This is a genomic window from Rhizobium sp. 21-4511-3d (assembly GCF_053522545.1).
Genome location: NZ_JBNWCF010000005.1, coordinates 280,982 through 295,507, shown reverse-complemented (window position 1 = coordinate 295,507; position 14,526 = coordinate 280,982). Strand labels below are relative to the sequence as shown.

At 62.3% G+C, this 14,526-nt stretch carries 12 protein-coding genes; 8 read left to right on the top strand and 4 right to left on the bottom strand.

Annotated elements, in window-relative coordinates:
• Positions 1–59: 59 nt before the first annotated feature.
• The 3 genes from ACQZ5H_RS13995 to ACQZ5H_RS13985 form a co-directional block, all read right to left on the bottom strand.
• Positions 60–443 (bottom strand): response regulator, encoded by a 384-nt coding sequence (locus tag ACQZ5H_RS13995; RefSeq protein WP_130282249.1) that lies wholly within the window; start codon positions 441–443, stop codon positions 60–62.
• Position 444: 1 nt separating this feature from the next.
• Positions 445–2,469, bottom strand: coding sequence for a GAF domain-containing protein (locus ACQZ5H_RS13990; protein WP_449098049.1), 2,025 nt, complete (start codon positions 2,467–2,469; stop codon positions 445–447).
• 216 nt (positions 2,470–2,685) lie between these two features.
• On the bottom strand, positions 2,686–3,717 hold the full coding sequence (locus ACQZ5H_RS13985; RefSeq protein ID WP_112719763.1) for a LacI family DNA-binding transcriptional regulator: 1,032 nt from the start codon (positions 3,715–3,717) through the stop codon (positions 2,686–2,688).
• Positions 3,718–3,885: 168 nt separating this feature from the next.
• Between ACQZ5H_RS13985 and ACQZ5H_RS13980 the strand changes: the two genes are divergently transcribed.
• The 6 genes from ACQZ5H_RS13980 to ACQZ5H_RS13955 all read left to right on the top strand — a co-directional run bounded on the left by ACQZ5H_RS13980 (position 3,886) and on the right by ACQZ5H_RS13955 (position 10,671).
• Positions 3,886–5,409, top strand: coding sequence for a sugar ABC transporter ATP-binding protein (locus tag ACQZ5H_RS13980; RefSeq protein WP_199628940.1), 1,524 nt, complete (start codon positions 3,886–3,888; stop codon positions 5,407–5,409).
• A gap of 73 nt (positions 5,410–5,482) precedes the next feature.
• Positions 5,483–6,493: an ABC transporter permease gene (locus tag ACQZ5H_RS13975; RefSeq protein ID WP_199628941.1), complete on the top strand. Its 1,011-nt coding sequence runs from the start codon at positions 5,483–5,485 to the stop codon at positions 6,491–6,493.
• Between the two features lie 87 nt (positions 6,494–6,580).
• Positions 6,581–7,528, top strand: coding sequence for a substrate-binding domain-containing protein (locus ACQZ5H_RS13970; protein ID WP_112385616.1), 948 nt, complete (start codon positions 6,581–6,583; stop codon positions 7,526–7,528).
• Between the two features lie 248 nt (positions 7,529–7,776).
• Entirely contained in the window at positions 7,777–8,829 is a 1,053-nt protein-coding gene (locus ACQZ5H_RS13965; RefSeq protein WP_112719761.1) for a sugar phosphate isomerase/epimerase family protein, read from the top strand.
• Between the two features lie 174 nt (positions 8,830–9,003).
• Positions 9,004–10,191, top strand: coding sequence for a Gfo/Idh/MocA family protein (locus ACQZ5H_RS13960; protein ID WP_130282242.1), 1,188 nt, complete (start codon positions 9,004–9,006; stop codon positions 10,189–10,191).
• A gap of 114 nt (positions 10,192–10,305) precedes the next feature.
• Entirely contained in the window at positions 10,306–10,671 is a 366-nt protein-coding gene (locus ACQZ5H_RS13955) for a hypothetical protein (protein WP_203427977.1), read from the top strand.
• Positions 10,672–10,718: 47 nt separating this feature from the next.
• Here the strand turns inward: ACQZ5H_RS13955 and ACQZ5H_RS13950 are convergent, their stop codons facing one another.
• Positions 10,719–11,123 carry a DoxX family protein gene (locus tag ACQZ5H_RS13950; RefSeq protein WP_203430058.1) on the bottom strand — a complete coding sequence of 135 codons (405 nt, stop codon included), beginning with the start codon at positions 11,121–11,123 and terminating at the stop codon, positions 10,719–10,721.
• Positions 11,124–11,371: 248 nt separating this feature from the next.
• Here ACQZ5H_RS13950 and ACQZ5H_RS13945 point away from each other — a divergent pair, with 248 nt between their 5' ends.
• On the top strand, positions 11,372–12,970 hold the full coding sequence (locus ACQZ5H_RS13945) for an ABC-F family ATP-binding cassette domain-containing protein (protein WP_449098048.1): 1,599 nt from the start codon (positions 11,372–11,374) through the stop codon (positions 12,968–12,970).
• Between the two features lie 158 nt (positions 12,971–13,128).
• Positions 13,129–14,502 carry a GH1 family beta-glucosidase gene (locus ACQZ5H_RS13940; RefSeq protein WP_449098047.1) on the top strand — a complete coding sequence of 458 codons (1,374 nt, stop codon included), beginning with the start codon at positions 13,129–13,131 and terminating at the stop codon, positions 14,500–14,502.
• Positions 14,503–14,526 lie beyond the last annotated feature (24 nt).

Sequence of the window (14,526 nt, the reverse complement as noted above, 5' to 3'; positions counted from 1 at the left end):
CTTATCGAAATACAGGCCGGGGAGCGCAAGCTTCCCGGCTTTTTCACGCGTGGATTTTGTCACTGAGGCAGTCCGAAGGCGACGAGCTGCTGGCTGAGGCGGCGGGTGTCGTAAGGTTTGGGGAAGAACACGCCGCGGATCGGCATCTCCACTTCCTGTTCGCGGATATGGCCGGAGGTGATGATGATCTCGATCGGCGGCCAGCGGTCGCGGATCGCTGCGGCCAGCATCATGCCATCCATGCTGCCCGGCATGTCGATATCGGTGAAGACGATGCGGATGTCGGCCCGTGCCTCCAGGATGCGTACCGCCTCATCCGCATCCGCAGCCTCGATCGCCTCGAAACCGGCCTCCTCGACGAGATCGACTGCCATCATCCGCTGTAGCGGTTCATCTTCGACCACGAGGACAGCAGGCCTTTGGGCTGCATAACCTTCCCTCATGTCATTCGGTCCTTTGCATCTGCGAGAGCGACGCGGACATGCTGACCGAGAAGCCATCGGGGCCGTAGCGGCTTTCCGTTCCGCCGGAGCCGATCAGTCCCATCTTGATCAGTTTGGAGCCGAAGCCCTTTTTGGTCGGTTCGCCGACAGCAGGGCCGCCCTCTTCACGCCAGGTGAGGTGGAAGGTAGCCGCCTCGCCGCGGCCTTCAATGGTCCAGCGCACATAAACTTTGCCGCCTTCGGTCGAGAGCGATCCGTATTTGATGGCATTGGTCGCCAGTTCGTGCAGCAGCAGCGAGAGCGAAAGCGAGCCCTTGGCGCCGAGCGCCAGGCTTGGCCCTTCCATCGAAACCTGCTCGCCGACGCCGAGCGGTTCGACTGCCCGGGCGGCGAGATCGTGGACACTGGCACTCAGCCAGTTGTCCTGCAGGAGAATGTCGTGGGCGCTGCTGAGGGCATGCAGCCGCCGTTCGAAATTCTCGACATGCTCGCGTTCGGCCACTGGGCGTAGCGTTTGCGTGGCGATCGCCTGGATCATTGCGAAGGTGTTCTTGAGCCGGTGGTTGATCTCGCGGTTCAGGAGGTCCTGTTCGGCCTCGGCGCGCACCCGGGCAATGGCGATCTGGATGCGGTCGCCGAAGCTGCGCACGAAGGACACTTCCTCGCCCGTCCACTCGTAGGGGTGATCGTGATGCACGAAGACGACGAGGCTGAAGCGGCCGTGATCGAAGATCGGCACGTTGACGAGCACGCGGATGTCGATCGCGAGCAGCTGCTCGGCATTGCCATCGGTGCGCGGATCGTTGCTGACATCCTCGATGATGACGGTTTCGCCGCGTTTCAGATCGTCGATGAAGCTGCCGTAGTCGCGGAAGTGGTGGAGGCCGGCAAGCGACGTGACGCCCGGCGCGCACCATTCCGGCTGCATCAGCACGGTCTCGCTGCCGGCATCGATGACGCCGAAGCCGGCGCGGCTGGCATCGAGCGCCTTGGCCATCAGATCGGCGGCGGCGATCGCCATCGATTCCACGTCGTCGAGGTCGCGCAGCCGGTCACCGAGATCAAGCAGCGCCTGAACGCGGGCGGCGGCGCGCCGCTCGATGGTCACGTCCTGTACCGTGCCGCGCAGAAGCGCCGGCCGGCCATCCGTCGTTGCCATGAAAGCGGCATGACGCGAAATCCAGCGGGTGCCGCGATGCTCGGTGTTGATACGGTATTCGACATCGAGGGCGGCGCTGCCGTCCGCCCGCGTCGATGCGGAGGAGCGGATGCCCTGATCGTCCGGAACGACCATGTCTTCGAAGGTCGAGGCCGGGTAGCTGTCGGCCACCGGCACGTCGAAGATGCGGCAAAATTCCGGGGAGACGCGCATCTGGCCGCTGGCAATATCGAGCTCGAACGTGCCGACACGTCCGGCCTCTTGCGCAGCCATGCTCTGTTGCGCCGTAGAGCGCATCGTCGAGCTGATATGCTTCTGGCGGCGGAAGAGCTCGTCCTTGCGGCTCGATATGCGGCGGGCTTCCAGAAGGGCGGCCACCTGCCGCGACAGGGCCTGGAGGATCTTCAGTTGATCAGGCGTCAAGCCTTCGGGGCGCGGGACGGTGTCGATGACGCAGAGCGTGCCGATGATCGTGCCGTCGTAGGTGACGAGCGGTGCGCCGGCGTAGAAGCGGATATTGGGTGGCGCGGTGACCAGCGCGTTCGTCCGGGTCCGTTCGTCTTTTGTAAGATCGGGGATGACGAGCGGCTGCGGGCTGGAGAGTGCGTGGGCGCAGACGGATTGATCGATGGGGGTCTCGCAGGCTTCGAAGCCGACCTTTGCCTTGAACCATTGCCTGTCGGCGCCGACAAGGCTGATCAGGGCAACCGGCGTGCGGCAGGCCGAGGAGGCGACGAAGACGATATCGTCGAATTCGGGCTCGGGAGCGGTGTCGAGAATGTCGAATGCCTCGAGCGCCTCAAGGCGTTTCTGCTCCTCGATGACGGCTGGATCGGACGTCGGCGACACTGAATCTATGGGTCCCATGTTCATCTTAGCGATCAATGATGTAGGCGGTCGGTTGATTTTTCCAGCGACGGAAACGCCGATGACCAAAATAAGTCCGGGATAGAATGAAGCTGCCGCAAACGCGGACTTTTCAGCTGAGCTGGACGCCAGCTGCCGGTGCAAACCACAAATCTCAGATTGTGCAGCCGGCGTCCGGCAAGGCAACGGACGGGGGCGGGAATTGTTCCGCCTGGGTTAGCGTCTTTGCCAGTTTTTCGGCGGCGCGGAGACGGAGTTGCGCACGACGAGATCGGGGCGCAGCAGGATTTCCGTTTCGGCCGGCCGGCCATCGCCGAGAAGCTCCAGCAAGAGCGCCATCGCCTGCTTGCCGATCGCCGTGCGCGGCTGGCGGATGGTGGTCAGCGACGGGCTCATGAATACGGCCTGCGGCACGTCGTCGAAGCCTGTCACCGAGAAGTCGCGCGGGATATCGTAGCCGCGGGCATTGAGGCCGATCATCACGCCGATCGCCGTCTGGTCGTTGACGCACATGAAGGCGGTCGGCAGCGTGTCGCGCATGAAGAGTTGCTCGACGGCGTGGCGGCCGCTTTCGATGGTGCCGTCGCCTTCGAGAACGATCCGCGTTTCCTTCGGCACACCGGCTGCATCGAGCCCGGCTTCGTAGCCCTCGCGACGGCGGGTATAGGCAAGGCGGGTACGAGAATCGCCGATGAAGGCGATCTTGCGGTGGCCTTCGGCAAGCAGCAGGTCAACCGCCTTGCGGGCACCCTCGGTATCGTCGACGCCGACATAGGGGATGCCGCCGTTGAAAACCGGTTCGAAGACGCCGACGCTCGGCGGCAGCCGTGCCGTCATCGTCTGGTGGCCGAAGGGCAGGATGCCGGTGAAGAGGATCAGGCCGGCCGCCTGGTTCGAGTTGAAGAATTTCAGATATTCGAGGCCGCGCTGGGCGTCGTTCTGGGTGTGGCCGATCAGGATGCCGTAGCCATGGGCGCGGGCTTCGTTCTCCAGGCCGACGAGAATGTTGGAGAAATTCGGGTCGCCGATATCGGGTGCCACGACCAGGATCATATTGGAACGGCCAAGCCGCAGGCTGCGCGCCATGGCGTTGGTCGTATAGCCGGTAATGGCGATCGCCTGGTTGACCTTCAGCCGCGTCGAGTTCGCAACTTTCTCCGGCGTATGGATCGCACGGGACACGGTCGCGATGGAAACCTCGGCGATCCGGGCGACGTCTTCGATCGTTGCAGGCGTGGAATTCGACACTGGGGGCTCTGCCATGGGGCTGTCTTCGCCGCGACACTACACAGACTTGCTAATCCGTCAAAGCGGGCTTTCGCCAGATTTGTGCATATCCATGATGTAAACCTTTACATGGCCGATGTAAAGGTTTACACAAATGCTCAAGCGGTCGGGAGCCGCAGGGAGGAAATGATGAATCTGGAGACGGCCGAGACCGCACCCGTGGTGCTGTCCGCAAAGCGAATCTGTAAATCCTTCAATGGGGTACAGGTCCTCTTCAGCGTAAATTTCGATCTCCGCGCCGGTGAAGTTCATGCCCTAATGGGCGAGAATGGTGCCGGAAAATCCACTCTCGTCAAAGTTCTCTCCGGTTTCGAGCAGCCGACCTCCGGCGAAATCCTTCTCGACGGCAAGCCGATCGTGTTGCCGCCGAACGGTGGCGCCGAGGCGCTCGGCATCGTCATCATCCACCAGGAATTCAATCTCGCCGAACATCTGACCGTCACCGAGAGCCTGTTCCTCGGCCGTGAAGTGACGCATTTCGGCGTGCTCGACCGTCGCTACATGCGCAAGGAAACCCGCCGCGTCCTCGATATGCTCGGTTCGCATGTCGATGAAGACGCGCTGATCAGCACGCTGTCGATCGCCGACAAGCAGATGGTCGAAATCGCCAAGGCGATCAGCCGCGATGCGCGCGTCGTCTTCATGGATGAGCCGACCGCCGTTCTGTCGCGCGAGGAAACCAACATCCTCTTCGAACAGGTCCGCAAGCTGCGCGACAAAGGCACCAGCTTCGTCTTCGTCTCGCACAAGCTCGATGAAGTCATGGAACTGACCGACCGGGTCACCGTACTGCGCGACGGCCAGTGGGTGAAGACGGCACCGACCTCGATCCTTGACGGCGAGTCGATCGCCCAGCTGATGGTCGGGCGCGAGCTTTCCAGCCTCTATCCGGCGAAGGTCGAGCCGAATGTGGATGAAGAAGTCGTCCTGCAGGTCACCGGCGTTTCGACCGGCTATGTCCAGGATGCGAGCTTCGAGGTGCGCAAGGGCGAAGTGATCGGCTTCTCGGGCCTGATCGGTTCAGGTCGTACGGAGCTGATGGAAGCGATTGCCGGGTTGCGGTCACGCACGGCCGGTGAGGTGGTGATCAAGGGCGATACCATTGCCTCCGGCGACGTTCACGCCGCCAATCGGGCCGGTCTTGCCTATATGACCAAGGACCGCAAGTCGAAGGGGCTGCTGCTGCGCTCCAACATGGTCACGAACCTGACGCTGCAATCGCTCGGACAGCATGTCGCGCACGGCTATCTCAGCCCGAACAGCGAGGCGGCGGCACTTGCCAAGGCGAAGCGGCGCTTCGACATCCGCGTGCGCGATGCCAATATCGTCGCCGGCCGCATGTCGGGTGGTAACCAGCAGAAGCTGCTGCTTGCCAAGGTGATGGAGACCGAGCCCGATATCATCATCATCGACGAGCCGACGCGCGGCATCGATGTCGGCACCAAGCAGCAGATCTATCATTTCATTTCGGCGCTGGCCCGCGATGGCCGGTCGATCATCGTCGTCTCGTCGGAAATGCCTGAGGTCATCGGCCTCTGCACGCGGGTCTGTGTCATGCGCGAGGGGCGCATCGTCGGCGTGCTCGAGGGCGACGAGATCTCGGAACAGGAAATCATGCGCTATGCCGCGGGGCTAAAGAGGAAGGCCGCCTGACAGTTTCAGGCGCCGCATCGCTTCGCGGTTTCAACGATAAGATACCCACACGGTTTGGGTCGGGAGGTTGGTTTTGACTACTGATATCAACGAGGAGACCAGGCAGATCCGGCGCCGCTCCTGGCGGGATGTCGATCTGCGCGCAGTGGCGCCGTTCGCAGCCTTGATCCTGCTTTTGATCGTCGGCGCGCTCGTCAACCCGAACTTCATCGGCATCACCAATCTCGCCAATGTCGCGACCCGCTGTGCGTTCATCGCCATCATCGCCGTCGGCGCAACTTTCGTCATTTCGGCCGGCGATCTCGATCTTTCCGTCGGCTCGATGGTGGCCTTCGTCGCCAGCCTGATGATCCTGCTGCTCAATTCGGGCGTCATTGCCGATCCGACAATGATGCTCGTCGTCGCCGTCGTCTTTGCTGTTGTTGCCGGTGCGCTCTGTGGACTTGCGAATGGCCTTATCACCACGGTCGGCAAGATCGAACCATTCATCGCGACGCTCGGCACCATGGGCATCTATCGTGGCCTGACGACCTGGCTGTCGCAGGGCGGCGCCATCACGCTGCGCTCGCCGGAAATCCAGACGCTCTACCGTCCGGCCTATTTCGGCAGCATTCTCGGCGTGCCGGTTCCGATCGTTGTGATCCTCGCGGTCACCGCCGTCGCCGCCTTCATTCTGTATCGTACTCGCTATGGCCGCCATGTCGTCGCCGTCGGTTCGAACAGCGATGTGGCGCGCTATTCCGGCATCGCCGTCAATCGCGTCCGCACCATCGCCTTCGTCATCCAGGGTCTCTGCGTGGCGATTGCCGTGCTGCTCTACGTGCCGCGTCTCGGCTCCACATCCGCGACAACGGGCATCCTCTGGGAGCTGCAGGCGATCACCGCCGTCGTTGTCGGCGGCACGGCGCTGAAGGGCGGGGCAGGGCGCGTCTGGGGCACGATCTGCGGCGCCTTCATTCTCGAACTCGTCGGCAACATCATGCTGCTGTCGAACTTCATCAGCGAATATCTCATCGGTGCGATCCAGGGCGCGATCATCATCATCGCCATGCTGGTGCAGCGCTCTCTGGTCCGGAAGGCATAACGGACCTCAACAGGAATTGGCCGGGCTCACAGGGCGTCCGGTTCACGGGTAGGAAAGTCCCTGAAGTTATGTTGGGAGGAGAATAGCATGCGCAAACTCATGTTGGGTCTTGCCGTTGCGGCCGTCGCTGTGGCGGGTTCCGCATACGCACAGGACAAGAAGTTCACCATCGGCGTGTCCATTCCGGCCGCTGACCATGGCTGGACCTCGGGTGTGGTCTTCCATGCCGAACGTGTCGCCAAGAAGCTGATGGAAGAACATCCGGGCCTGAACGTCATCGTCAAGACCTCGCCGGATGCCGCAAGCCAGGCAAACGCCGTGCAGGACCTCGATACGCAGGGTATCGACGCTCTCGTCATCCTGCCGTCGGATCCGGATCCGCTGGTCAACGCCATCAAGGAAGTCAAGGGCAAGGGCAAGTATGTCGCTCTCGTCGACCGTGCACCGTCCACCAACGACGACTCGGTTCGTGACCTCTACGTTGCCGGCAACAACCCGGCGCTCGGCGAAGTCGCCGGCAAGTACATTGCCGCTCAGACGCCGGATGCACAGGTCGTCGTTATCCGCGGTCTGCCGATCCCGATCGATCAGCAGCGCCAGGACGGCTTCGACAAGGGTATTGCAGGCTCCAACGTCAAAGTTCTCGACCGCCAGTACGGCAACTGGAACCGCGACGATGCCTTCAAGGTCATGCAGGACTACCTGACGAAGTACCAGAAGATCGACGTCGTATGGTGCCAGGACGACGACATGGCTGTCGGCGTTCTCCAGGCCATCGAGCAGGCCAAGCGCACCGACATCAAGTATGTCGTTGCCGGTGCAGGCTCCAAGGACATGATCAAGAAGGTCATGGACGGCGACAAGATGATCCCGGTCGACGTTCTCTATCCGCCGGCAATGGTCGGTACGGCTATGGAACTGACGGCTGCCGGTCTCTACGACCAGGTACCGGTTCGCGGCACCTTCGTTCTTGATGCGACGCTCGTCACCAAGGACAATGCCAAGGACTTCTACTTCCCGGATTCTCCGTTCTGATCATTCGTATCGGATGCGCCCATTCGAAAGGATGGGCGCATTTTTCATGTCTTCAGGTTGCATGCGGACGAATTTGCGGCACGTACCTCTTGCAGCTGCCGGTGAGGCGTGTTTAGTTCGCCTACCGTTTGACTTCCGGCTTTCCAGCCACATCTGCCGCAAGTGCGTGGAGGCGCCTTGCTTCCGCCAGAAGCGTGTTGAAGACTACCATAAACGTTTACGGTCGCTAATCAGGGAGGATTTCTGACATGAAGACGATCAAGGGGCCGGGCCTGTTCCTCGGCCAGTTCGCAGGCGATACCGCGCCTTTCAACTCATGGGATGCAATCACCAAATGGGCGGCCGATATCGGCTACAAAGGCGTGCAGGTTCCGACCTGGGCGAGCCAGCTCATCGACCTGAAGAAGGCCGCAAGCTCTAAGGATTATTGCGACGAGTTCGCCGGCAAGGCGCGTGAAAACGGCGTCGAGATCACCGAGCTTTCGACCCATCTGCAGGGCCAGCTGGTTGCCGTTCATCCGGCCTATGACGAAGCCTTCGACGGCTTTGCGGCGCCCGAAGTGCGCGGCAATCCGAAGGCGCGTCAGGAATGGGCTGTCGAGCAGGTCAAGATGGCGCTGACGGCGTCGAAGCATCTCGGCATCAAGGCGCATGCGACCTTCTCGGGCGCGCTTGCCTGGCCGTTCATCTATCCCTGGCCGCAGCGCCCGGCCGGTCTCGTCGAGACCGCCTTCGACGAGCTTGCCAAGCGCTGGACACCGATCCTCAACCACGCCGAAGATTGCGGCGTCGACGTCTGCTACGAAATCCATCCGGGCGAAGACCTGCATGACGGCGTCACCTTCGAGATGTTCCTGGAGCGTGTGAAGAACCACAGCAGAGCCAACATGCTCTACGATCCCTCGCACTACGTTCTGCAGTGCCTGGATTACCTCGACAACATCGACATCTACAAAGACCGGATCAAGATGTTCCATGTCAAGGACGCCGAGTTCAACCCGACCGGCCGTCAGGGCGTCTATGGCGGCTATCAGGGCTGGGTCGAGCGTGCCGGCCGCTTCCGCTCGCTGGGCGACGGCCAGGTCGATTTCGGCGCCGTCTTCTCGAAGATGACCGCCAACAATTTCGATGGCTGGGCCGTGGTCGAATGGGAATGCGCGCTGAAGCATCCAGAAGACGGTGCCCGTGAAGGCGCCGAATTCGTCAAGGCGCACATCATCCGCGTTACCGAGAAGGCGTTCGACGACTTCGCCGGCAGCGGCACCGACCAGGCAGCCAACCGGCGCATGCTGGGGATTTAATTTTTCTCCCCTTCTCCCCCGCGGGGAGAAGGTGGCCCGTAGGGTCGGATGAGGGGGCCAGTGACGCCTTCGCTTGCCGCTCAGGCGCTCGCTACGCTCACCCCCCTCATCTGTCCTTCGGACATCTTCTCCCCGCTGGGGGAGAAGGGAAGAGCACCGATTGAGGAGGACACAATGGCAATCGAAGCATCAAACGAACAGACCCGCGAGCCGCGCATCCGGCTCGGCATGGTCGGCGGCGGGGCTGGCGCATTCATCGGCGCGGTACACCGCATGGCCGCCCGTCTCGACGATCAATATGAACTGATCGCCGGCGCTTTGTCGTCGACGCCGGAAAAGGCGCAAGCCTCCGGCCGCGATCTCGGTCTCGATCCGTCGCGCACCTATTCCAGCTATCGCGAGATGGCGATCCGCGAAGCGAAGCTGAAGAACGGTATCGAGGCCGTCTCGATCGTCACGCCGAACCATGTGCATTACGACGCTGCCAAGGAATTCCTGCGCCGCGGCATCCATGTCATCTGCGACAAGCCGCTGACGTCGAACCTTGCCGATGCCAAGAAGCTGAAGAAGATCGCCGACGAAAGCGGCGCGCTCTTCATCCTGACGCATAATTACACCGGCTATCCGATGGTCCGCCAGGCGCGCGAAATGGTCGCCAATGGCGAGCTCGGCGATATCAGGCTGGTTCAGGCGGAGTATCCGCAGGACTGGCTGACCGAGGCCGTCGAACAGCAGGGCGCCAAGCAGGCCGTCTGGCGCACCGACCCGGCGCAGTCGGGTGCAGGTGGCTCGACGGGCGATATCGGCACGCATGCCTATAATCTTGGCTGCTTCGTTTCCGGCCTGGAGCTCGACAGCCTTGCCGCCGATCTCGACAGCTTCGTCGAAGGCCGCCGTCTTGACGACAACGCGCATGTGATGCTGCGCTACAAGGCGAAGGGCAAGGAAAAGCCGGCTAAGGGCATGCTCTGGTGCAGCCAGGTGGCGCCGGGCCACGAGAATGGTCTGAAGGTCCGCGTCTACGGCACCAAGGGCGGCATCGAGTGGGTTCAGGCCGATCCGAACTATCTGTGGTTCACGCCGTTCGGCGAGCCGAAGCGGCTGATCACCCGCAATGGCGCCGGGTCGGGCGCGGCAGCGGCGCGCGTTTCGCGCGTTCCCTCCGGTCATCCGGAAGGCTATCTCGAAGCCTTTGCGACGATCTATACCGAGGCGGCGCTCGCTATCAACGCCGCCAAGAAGGGCAAGCCGGTCGACAAGGCCGTGGTTTACCCGACCGTTGATGACGGCGTGAAGGGCGTAGCCTTCGTCGAAGCCTGCGTTGCGTCGTCGAAGAAGAACGGCGGCTGGGTCAAGGTCTGATCGCAGGCCCATAGCTGATCATTCGAGCGCATTCCCTCCAATCTTAGGGAATGCGCTCATTCGCGTTTAAGGGGATTATGAAAGAAGAAGGGCGCAACCATTTGGGGAGGCCCGATGACATTCTCTTTCCGCATCATGACGTGCATCCTGGCGCTTGGCGCCGTTCCTGCATCCGCTCAGCAGTTCGTTCCCGGAGGGCAACGCGTGCCGGGCACGGTCAACGTGCAATCGACGATGTCGATGTCGGTTCCCGCCGATGCGACGCAGAATCCCTCCGAGCAGATCGAATTCGCGCAGAAGGCTTTCTATGCGATGGCCGGGCGGCAATGCTCGCTGGTTCTGGAGACGGTCGGCGAAAGCTGCCAGATTACCAATCTCAGCAACAATGCGGATCTCAATCGCGGCAACGGCAGCTTCATCACGGTGCGCGGCACCGTCACGATGGCGGTCAAGCTGAAGAACCAGGCGGACAAGCCATAACGCGGATCCAGCTGAAGCGGAGAACCGCTTCAGCCTCGCCGTTCATATCAGGCGGCTGCCGCCTGCTTGCGCTTCAACAGCGCATCGACGCTGTAGGGACCGGCGCCGGCGGCGACGAAATACAGCATGACGAAGCAGAAGAGGATGGCGGCGACGCCGCCGTTCTGGGCCGGATAGAAGCTCTTCGGCGCATGGGCGATGAAATAGGCGAAGGCCATCAGGCCCGAGAGAACAAAGGCTGCGGCGCGCGTCTTGAAGCCGATCAGCACCAGGAAACCGAGCACGAGTTCCAGCATGCCGGCGATCCAGGACATCGAGCCGACGGGCGGCACGTTCGCGGCGGCCGGGAAATGCAGGATCTTCTGCGTTCCGTAGCTAAAGAGCACGAGCGACGAGACGATGCGCAGCAGGCTGAGAAGGTGGGGCTGCAGCAGGTGGATGGAGGCGAGCATCGGGTTCCTTTCGTTATAATCTCCCATTCCCGCTCTCACCCGGCACACCGCCGATCTCAAGTCACGTCTTCTGACATCAGCGTTATCGCATTGCGAGCAGTGCAGGCCGTCGACCGGCACACGCCTTGATTTGACCCATTTGCCCGCCTAGATTGTCGCCATCCGCAATACCAACAGGATGTGTGCCACCATGGATTTCACCCAGATCGCAATGCCGTCTCGCCTTGCCATCCGGGAGTTCTCTATCCATGCCTGCCTCCATCACCATTTCCAATCTCTCGTGGTCGACGCCTGACGGCAGACCGCTTCTTTCCCATCTTGATCTGAGTTTCGGTGCCGAACGCACAGGGCTTGTCGGCCGCAACGGCACTGGCAAGACGACGCTGCTGAAACTGGTGACCGGCGAGCTGCAGCCGCTGTCGGGAAGCATCGCCTTTACCGGACGTTTCGGCATTCTCCGCCAGGCGGTTCAGGTCGAGGCCGGGGCGGCGATCGCCGATCTCTTCGGTGTGCGGGAGACGCTCGCCATCCTCGCCCGCGCCGAGCGTGGGGAGGCGACCGGTGACGAGCTTGCCAACGCCGACTGGACGCTGGAAGCCCGCATGGCCTCGGCGCTCGAGCGCGTCGGGCTCGATGCTTTGCCGGAGACCGGTCTCTCGTCGCTCTCCGGCGGGCAGCGCACGCGCGCGGGGCTCGCGGCACTGGTCTTTTCCGAGCCGGACTTTCTGATCCTCGACGAGCCCACCAACAATCTCGACCGCGAGGGCCGGGAGGCGGTAATCGGCCTCTTACGCGACTGGCGCGGCGGCGCGCTGGTCGTCAGCCATGACCGCGAACTGCTCGACACGATGGATGCGATCGTCGAGCTGACAACGCTCGGCGCCAAACGCTATGGCGGCAACTGGAGCGCCTTTCAGGAGCGCAAGGCGATCGAGCTTGCGGCCGCCGAACATGATCTGGCGGATGCGGAGAAGCGGGTCGACGAAGTCGATCGCAGCGCGCAGCTGGCCGCCGAGCGACAGGCCAAAAGCGACCGCGCCGGGCGGGTGAAGGCGGCGCGGGGCGACATGCCCCGGATCCTGGCCGGCGGATTGAAGCGCAAGGCCGAGAATACGCGTGGAGACCGGGTTCGCCTCGGCGAGAAGCGGCGCGATCAGGCGTTCGGCGATGTATCGGCGGCGCGCGGCAAGATCGAAATACTACAGCCCTTTGCCGTCAAGCTGGAGCCGACGGGGCTTCCGTCGTCTCGCGTGGTGTTGCGTCTCGATGGCGTGACGGCTGGCTATGAGCCGGGGCACCCTGTCATCCGCGATCTCTCGCTTGCGCTGACCGGGCCGGAGCGCGTGGCGATCTCCGGGCCGAACGGCTCCGGCAAGACGACGCTCCTGGCGCTGATCACTGGCACGCTGGAGCCTTGGGCGGGGACGGTCTCCGTTCCTGCCGGGCACGCCTTCTTCGATCAGAGCGTCAGCCTGCTCGATCCCAAGTTCAGTGTCCGCGAGAATTTTCGCAATCTCAATCCCGGTGCGGATGAGAATGCCTGCCGGGCGGCGCTGGCGCGGTTCATGTTCCGGGCAGACGCGGCATTGCAGCAAGTCTCGACGTTGAGCGGCGGGCAGCTGCTACGCGCAGGTCTTGCCTGCGTGCTCGGCGGACCGAAGCCGCCGCCGCTGCTGATCCTGGACGAGCCGACCAACCATCTGGACATCGATTCCGTCACCGCCGTCGAAGCCGGGCTGGCGGCATATGACGGCGCGCTGCTCGTCGTCAGCCATGACGAGGTGTTTCTCGACAATATCGGCATTTCCCGCCGTCTGCTCCTGCCTGATGGAAAAGAGCTGCTGTGACCGACGAATGCGGCTCTCGTGTCGAAGCTGGCGAAGAATCTATCTGCAACGTTGCAGTTTTGACATTCAAGGCCTGTACAAGGCATTCCGGCTTGGCTAAACCGCCGCCAACGATGGCCGCGCCGGCCGACCTGAACAGCATAGAGACGGAAAACAACATGATCGATCCGAAGCTTCTCGCGGCCCGCTTCCCGGGCGATTTCACCTTCGGTGTGGCGACCGCCGCCTTCCAGATCGAGGGTGCCTCCAAGGCTGACGGCCGCAAGCCGTCCATCTGGGATGCCTTCTGCAACATGCCCGGCCGCGTCTATAACCGGGATAATGGCGATATCGCCTGCGATCACTACAACCGCCTCGATGAAGACCTCGACCTGATCAAGGATATGGGCGTTTCGGCCTATCGCTTCTCGATCGCCTGGCCGCGCATCATCCCCGACGGCACCGGCCCCGTGAACGAGGCCGGTCTCGATTTCTACGATCGCCTCGTCGATGGCTGCAAGGCGCGCGGTATCAAGACCTTCGCGACGCTCTATCACTGGGACCTCCCGCTGCAGCTCGCCGGTGACGGCGGCTGGACGGCGCGCTCGACCGCCTATGCCTTCCAGCGCTATGCCAAGACCGTCATGGCCCGCCTCGGCGATCGTCTAGACACAGTCGCGACCTTCAACGAGCCCTGGTGCATCGTCTGGCTCAGCCACCTCTATGGCATCCATGCGCCGGGCGAGCGCAACATGCAGGCGGCGCTGCACGCCATGCACTACATGAACTTGGCGCACGGTCTCGGCGTCGAGGCGATCCGGTCGGAAGCGCCGAATGTTCCCGTTGGCCTCGTGCTCAATGCCTCGTCGATCATTCCGGGTTCCGACAGCCCAGCAGATCTTGCTGCTGCCGAACGCGCCCATCAGTTCCACAACGGGGCCTTCTTCGATCCGGTCTTCAAGGGTGAGTATCCGAAGGAGTTCGTCGAGGCGCTCGGCGACCGCATGCCCGTCGTGGAGGACGGCGATCTCAAAATCATCAACCAGAAGCTCGATTGGTGGGGTCTCAACTATTACAAGCCGGACCGCGTTCATGACGACGCGTCGAAGAAGGGCGATTTCCCCTGGACCACGGAAGCTGCACCCGCAAGCGACGTGAAGACCGATATCGGTTGGGAAGTCTATGCGCCGGGCCTCAAGCATCTGGTCGAGGACCTCTACCGCCGCTACGAGCTGCCGGAATGCTACATCACCGAGAACGGGGCCTGCGACAACACCGATGTCGTCAATGGCGAGGTGAATGATACGATGCGCCTCGACTATGTCGGCGATCACCTTGATGTCGTCGCCAACCTGATCAAGGACGGCTATCCGATGCGCGGCTATTTCGCCTGGAGCCTGATGGACAATTTCGAATGGGCGGAAGGCTACAAGATGCGCTTCGGCCTCGTCCATGTCGATTACAACACCCAGGTCCGTACTGTGAAGAAGAGCGGCAAGTGGTATCGCGAGCTCGCCGACCAGTTCCCGAAGGGCAATCACAAGACGGCCTGAGCGGAGCTTCCGTTCCACTCTGGG

What these genes read in the sequence shown, in the direction of transcription:
- ACQZ5H_RS13995 (WP_130282249.1), bottom strand. Translation starts at nt 443, where the DNA reads ATGAGGGAAGGTTATGCAGCCCAAAGGCCTGCTGTCCTCGTGGTCGAA.
- ACQZ5H_RS13990 (WP_449098049.1), bottom strand. Translation starts at nt 2,469, where the DNA reads ATGGGACCCATAGATTCAGTGTCGCCGACGTCCGATCCAGCCGTCATC.
- ACQZ5H_RS13945 (WP_449098048.1), top strand. Translation starts at nt 11,372, where the DNA reads ATGCCTGCCTCCATCACCATTTCCAATCTCTCGTGGTCGACGCCTGAC.
- ACQZ5H_RS13950 (WP_203430058.1), bottom strand. Translation starts at nt 11,123, where the DNA reads ATGCTCGCCTCCATCCACCTGCTGCAGCCCCACCTTCTCAGCCTGCTG.
- ACQZ5H_RS13940 (WP_449098047.1), top strand. Translation starts at nt 13,129, where the DNA reads ATGATCGATCCGAAGCTTCTCGCGGCCCGCTTCCCGGGCGATTTCACC.
- ACQZ5H_RS13955 (WP_203427977.1), top strand. Translation starts at nt 10,306, where the DNA reads ATGACATTCTCTTTCCGCATCATGACGTGCATCCTGGCGCTTGGCGCC.
- ACQZ5H_RS13970 (WP_112385616.1), top strand. Translation starts at nt 6,581, where the DNA reads ATGCGCAAACTCATGTTGGGTCTTGCCGTTGCGGCCGTCGCTGTGGCG.
- ACQZ5H_RS13960 (WP_130282242.1), top strand. Translation starts at nt 9,004, where the DNA reads ATGGCAATCGAAGCATCAAACGAACAGACCCGCGAGCCGCGCATCCGG.
- ACQZ5H_RS13965 (WP_112719761.1), top strand. Translation starts at nt 7,777, where the DNA reads ATGAAGACGATCAAGGGGCCGGGCCTGTTCCTCGGCCAGTTCGCAGGC.
- ACQZ5H_RS13980 (WP_199628940.1), top strand. Translation starts at nt 3,886, where the DNA reads ATGAATCTGGAGACGGCCGAGACCGCACCCGTGGTGCTGTCCGCAAAG.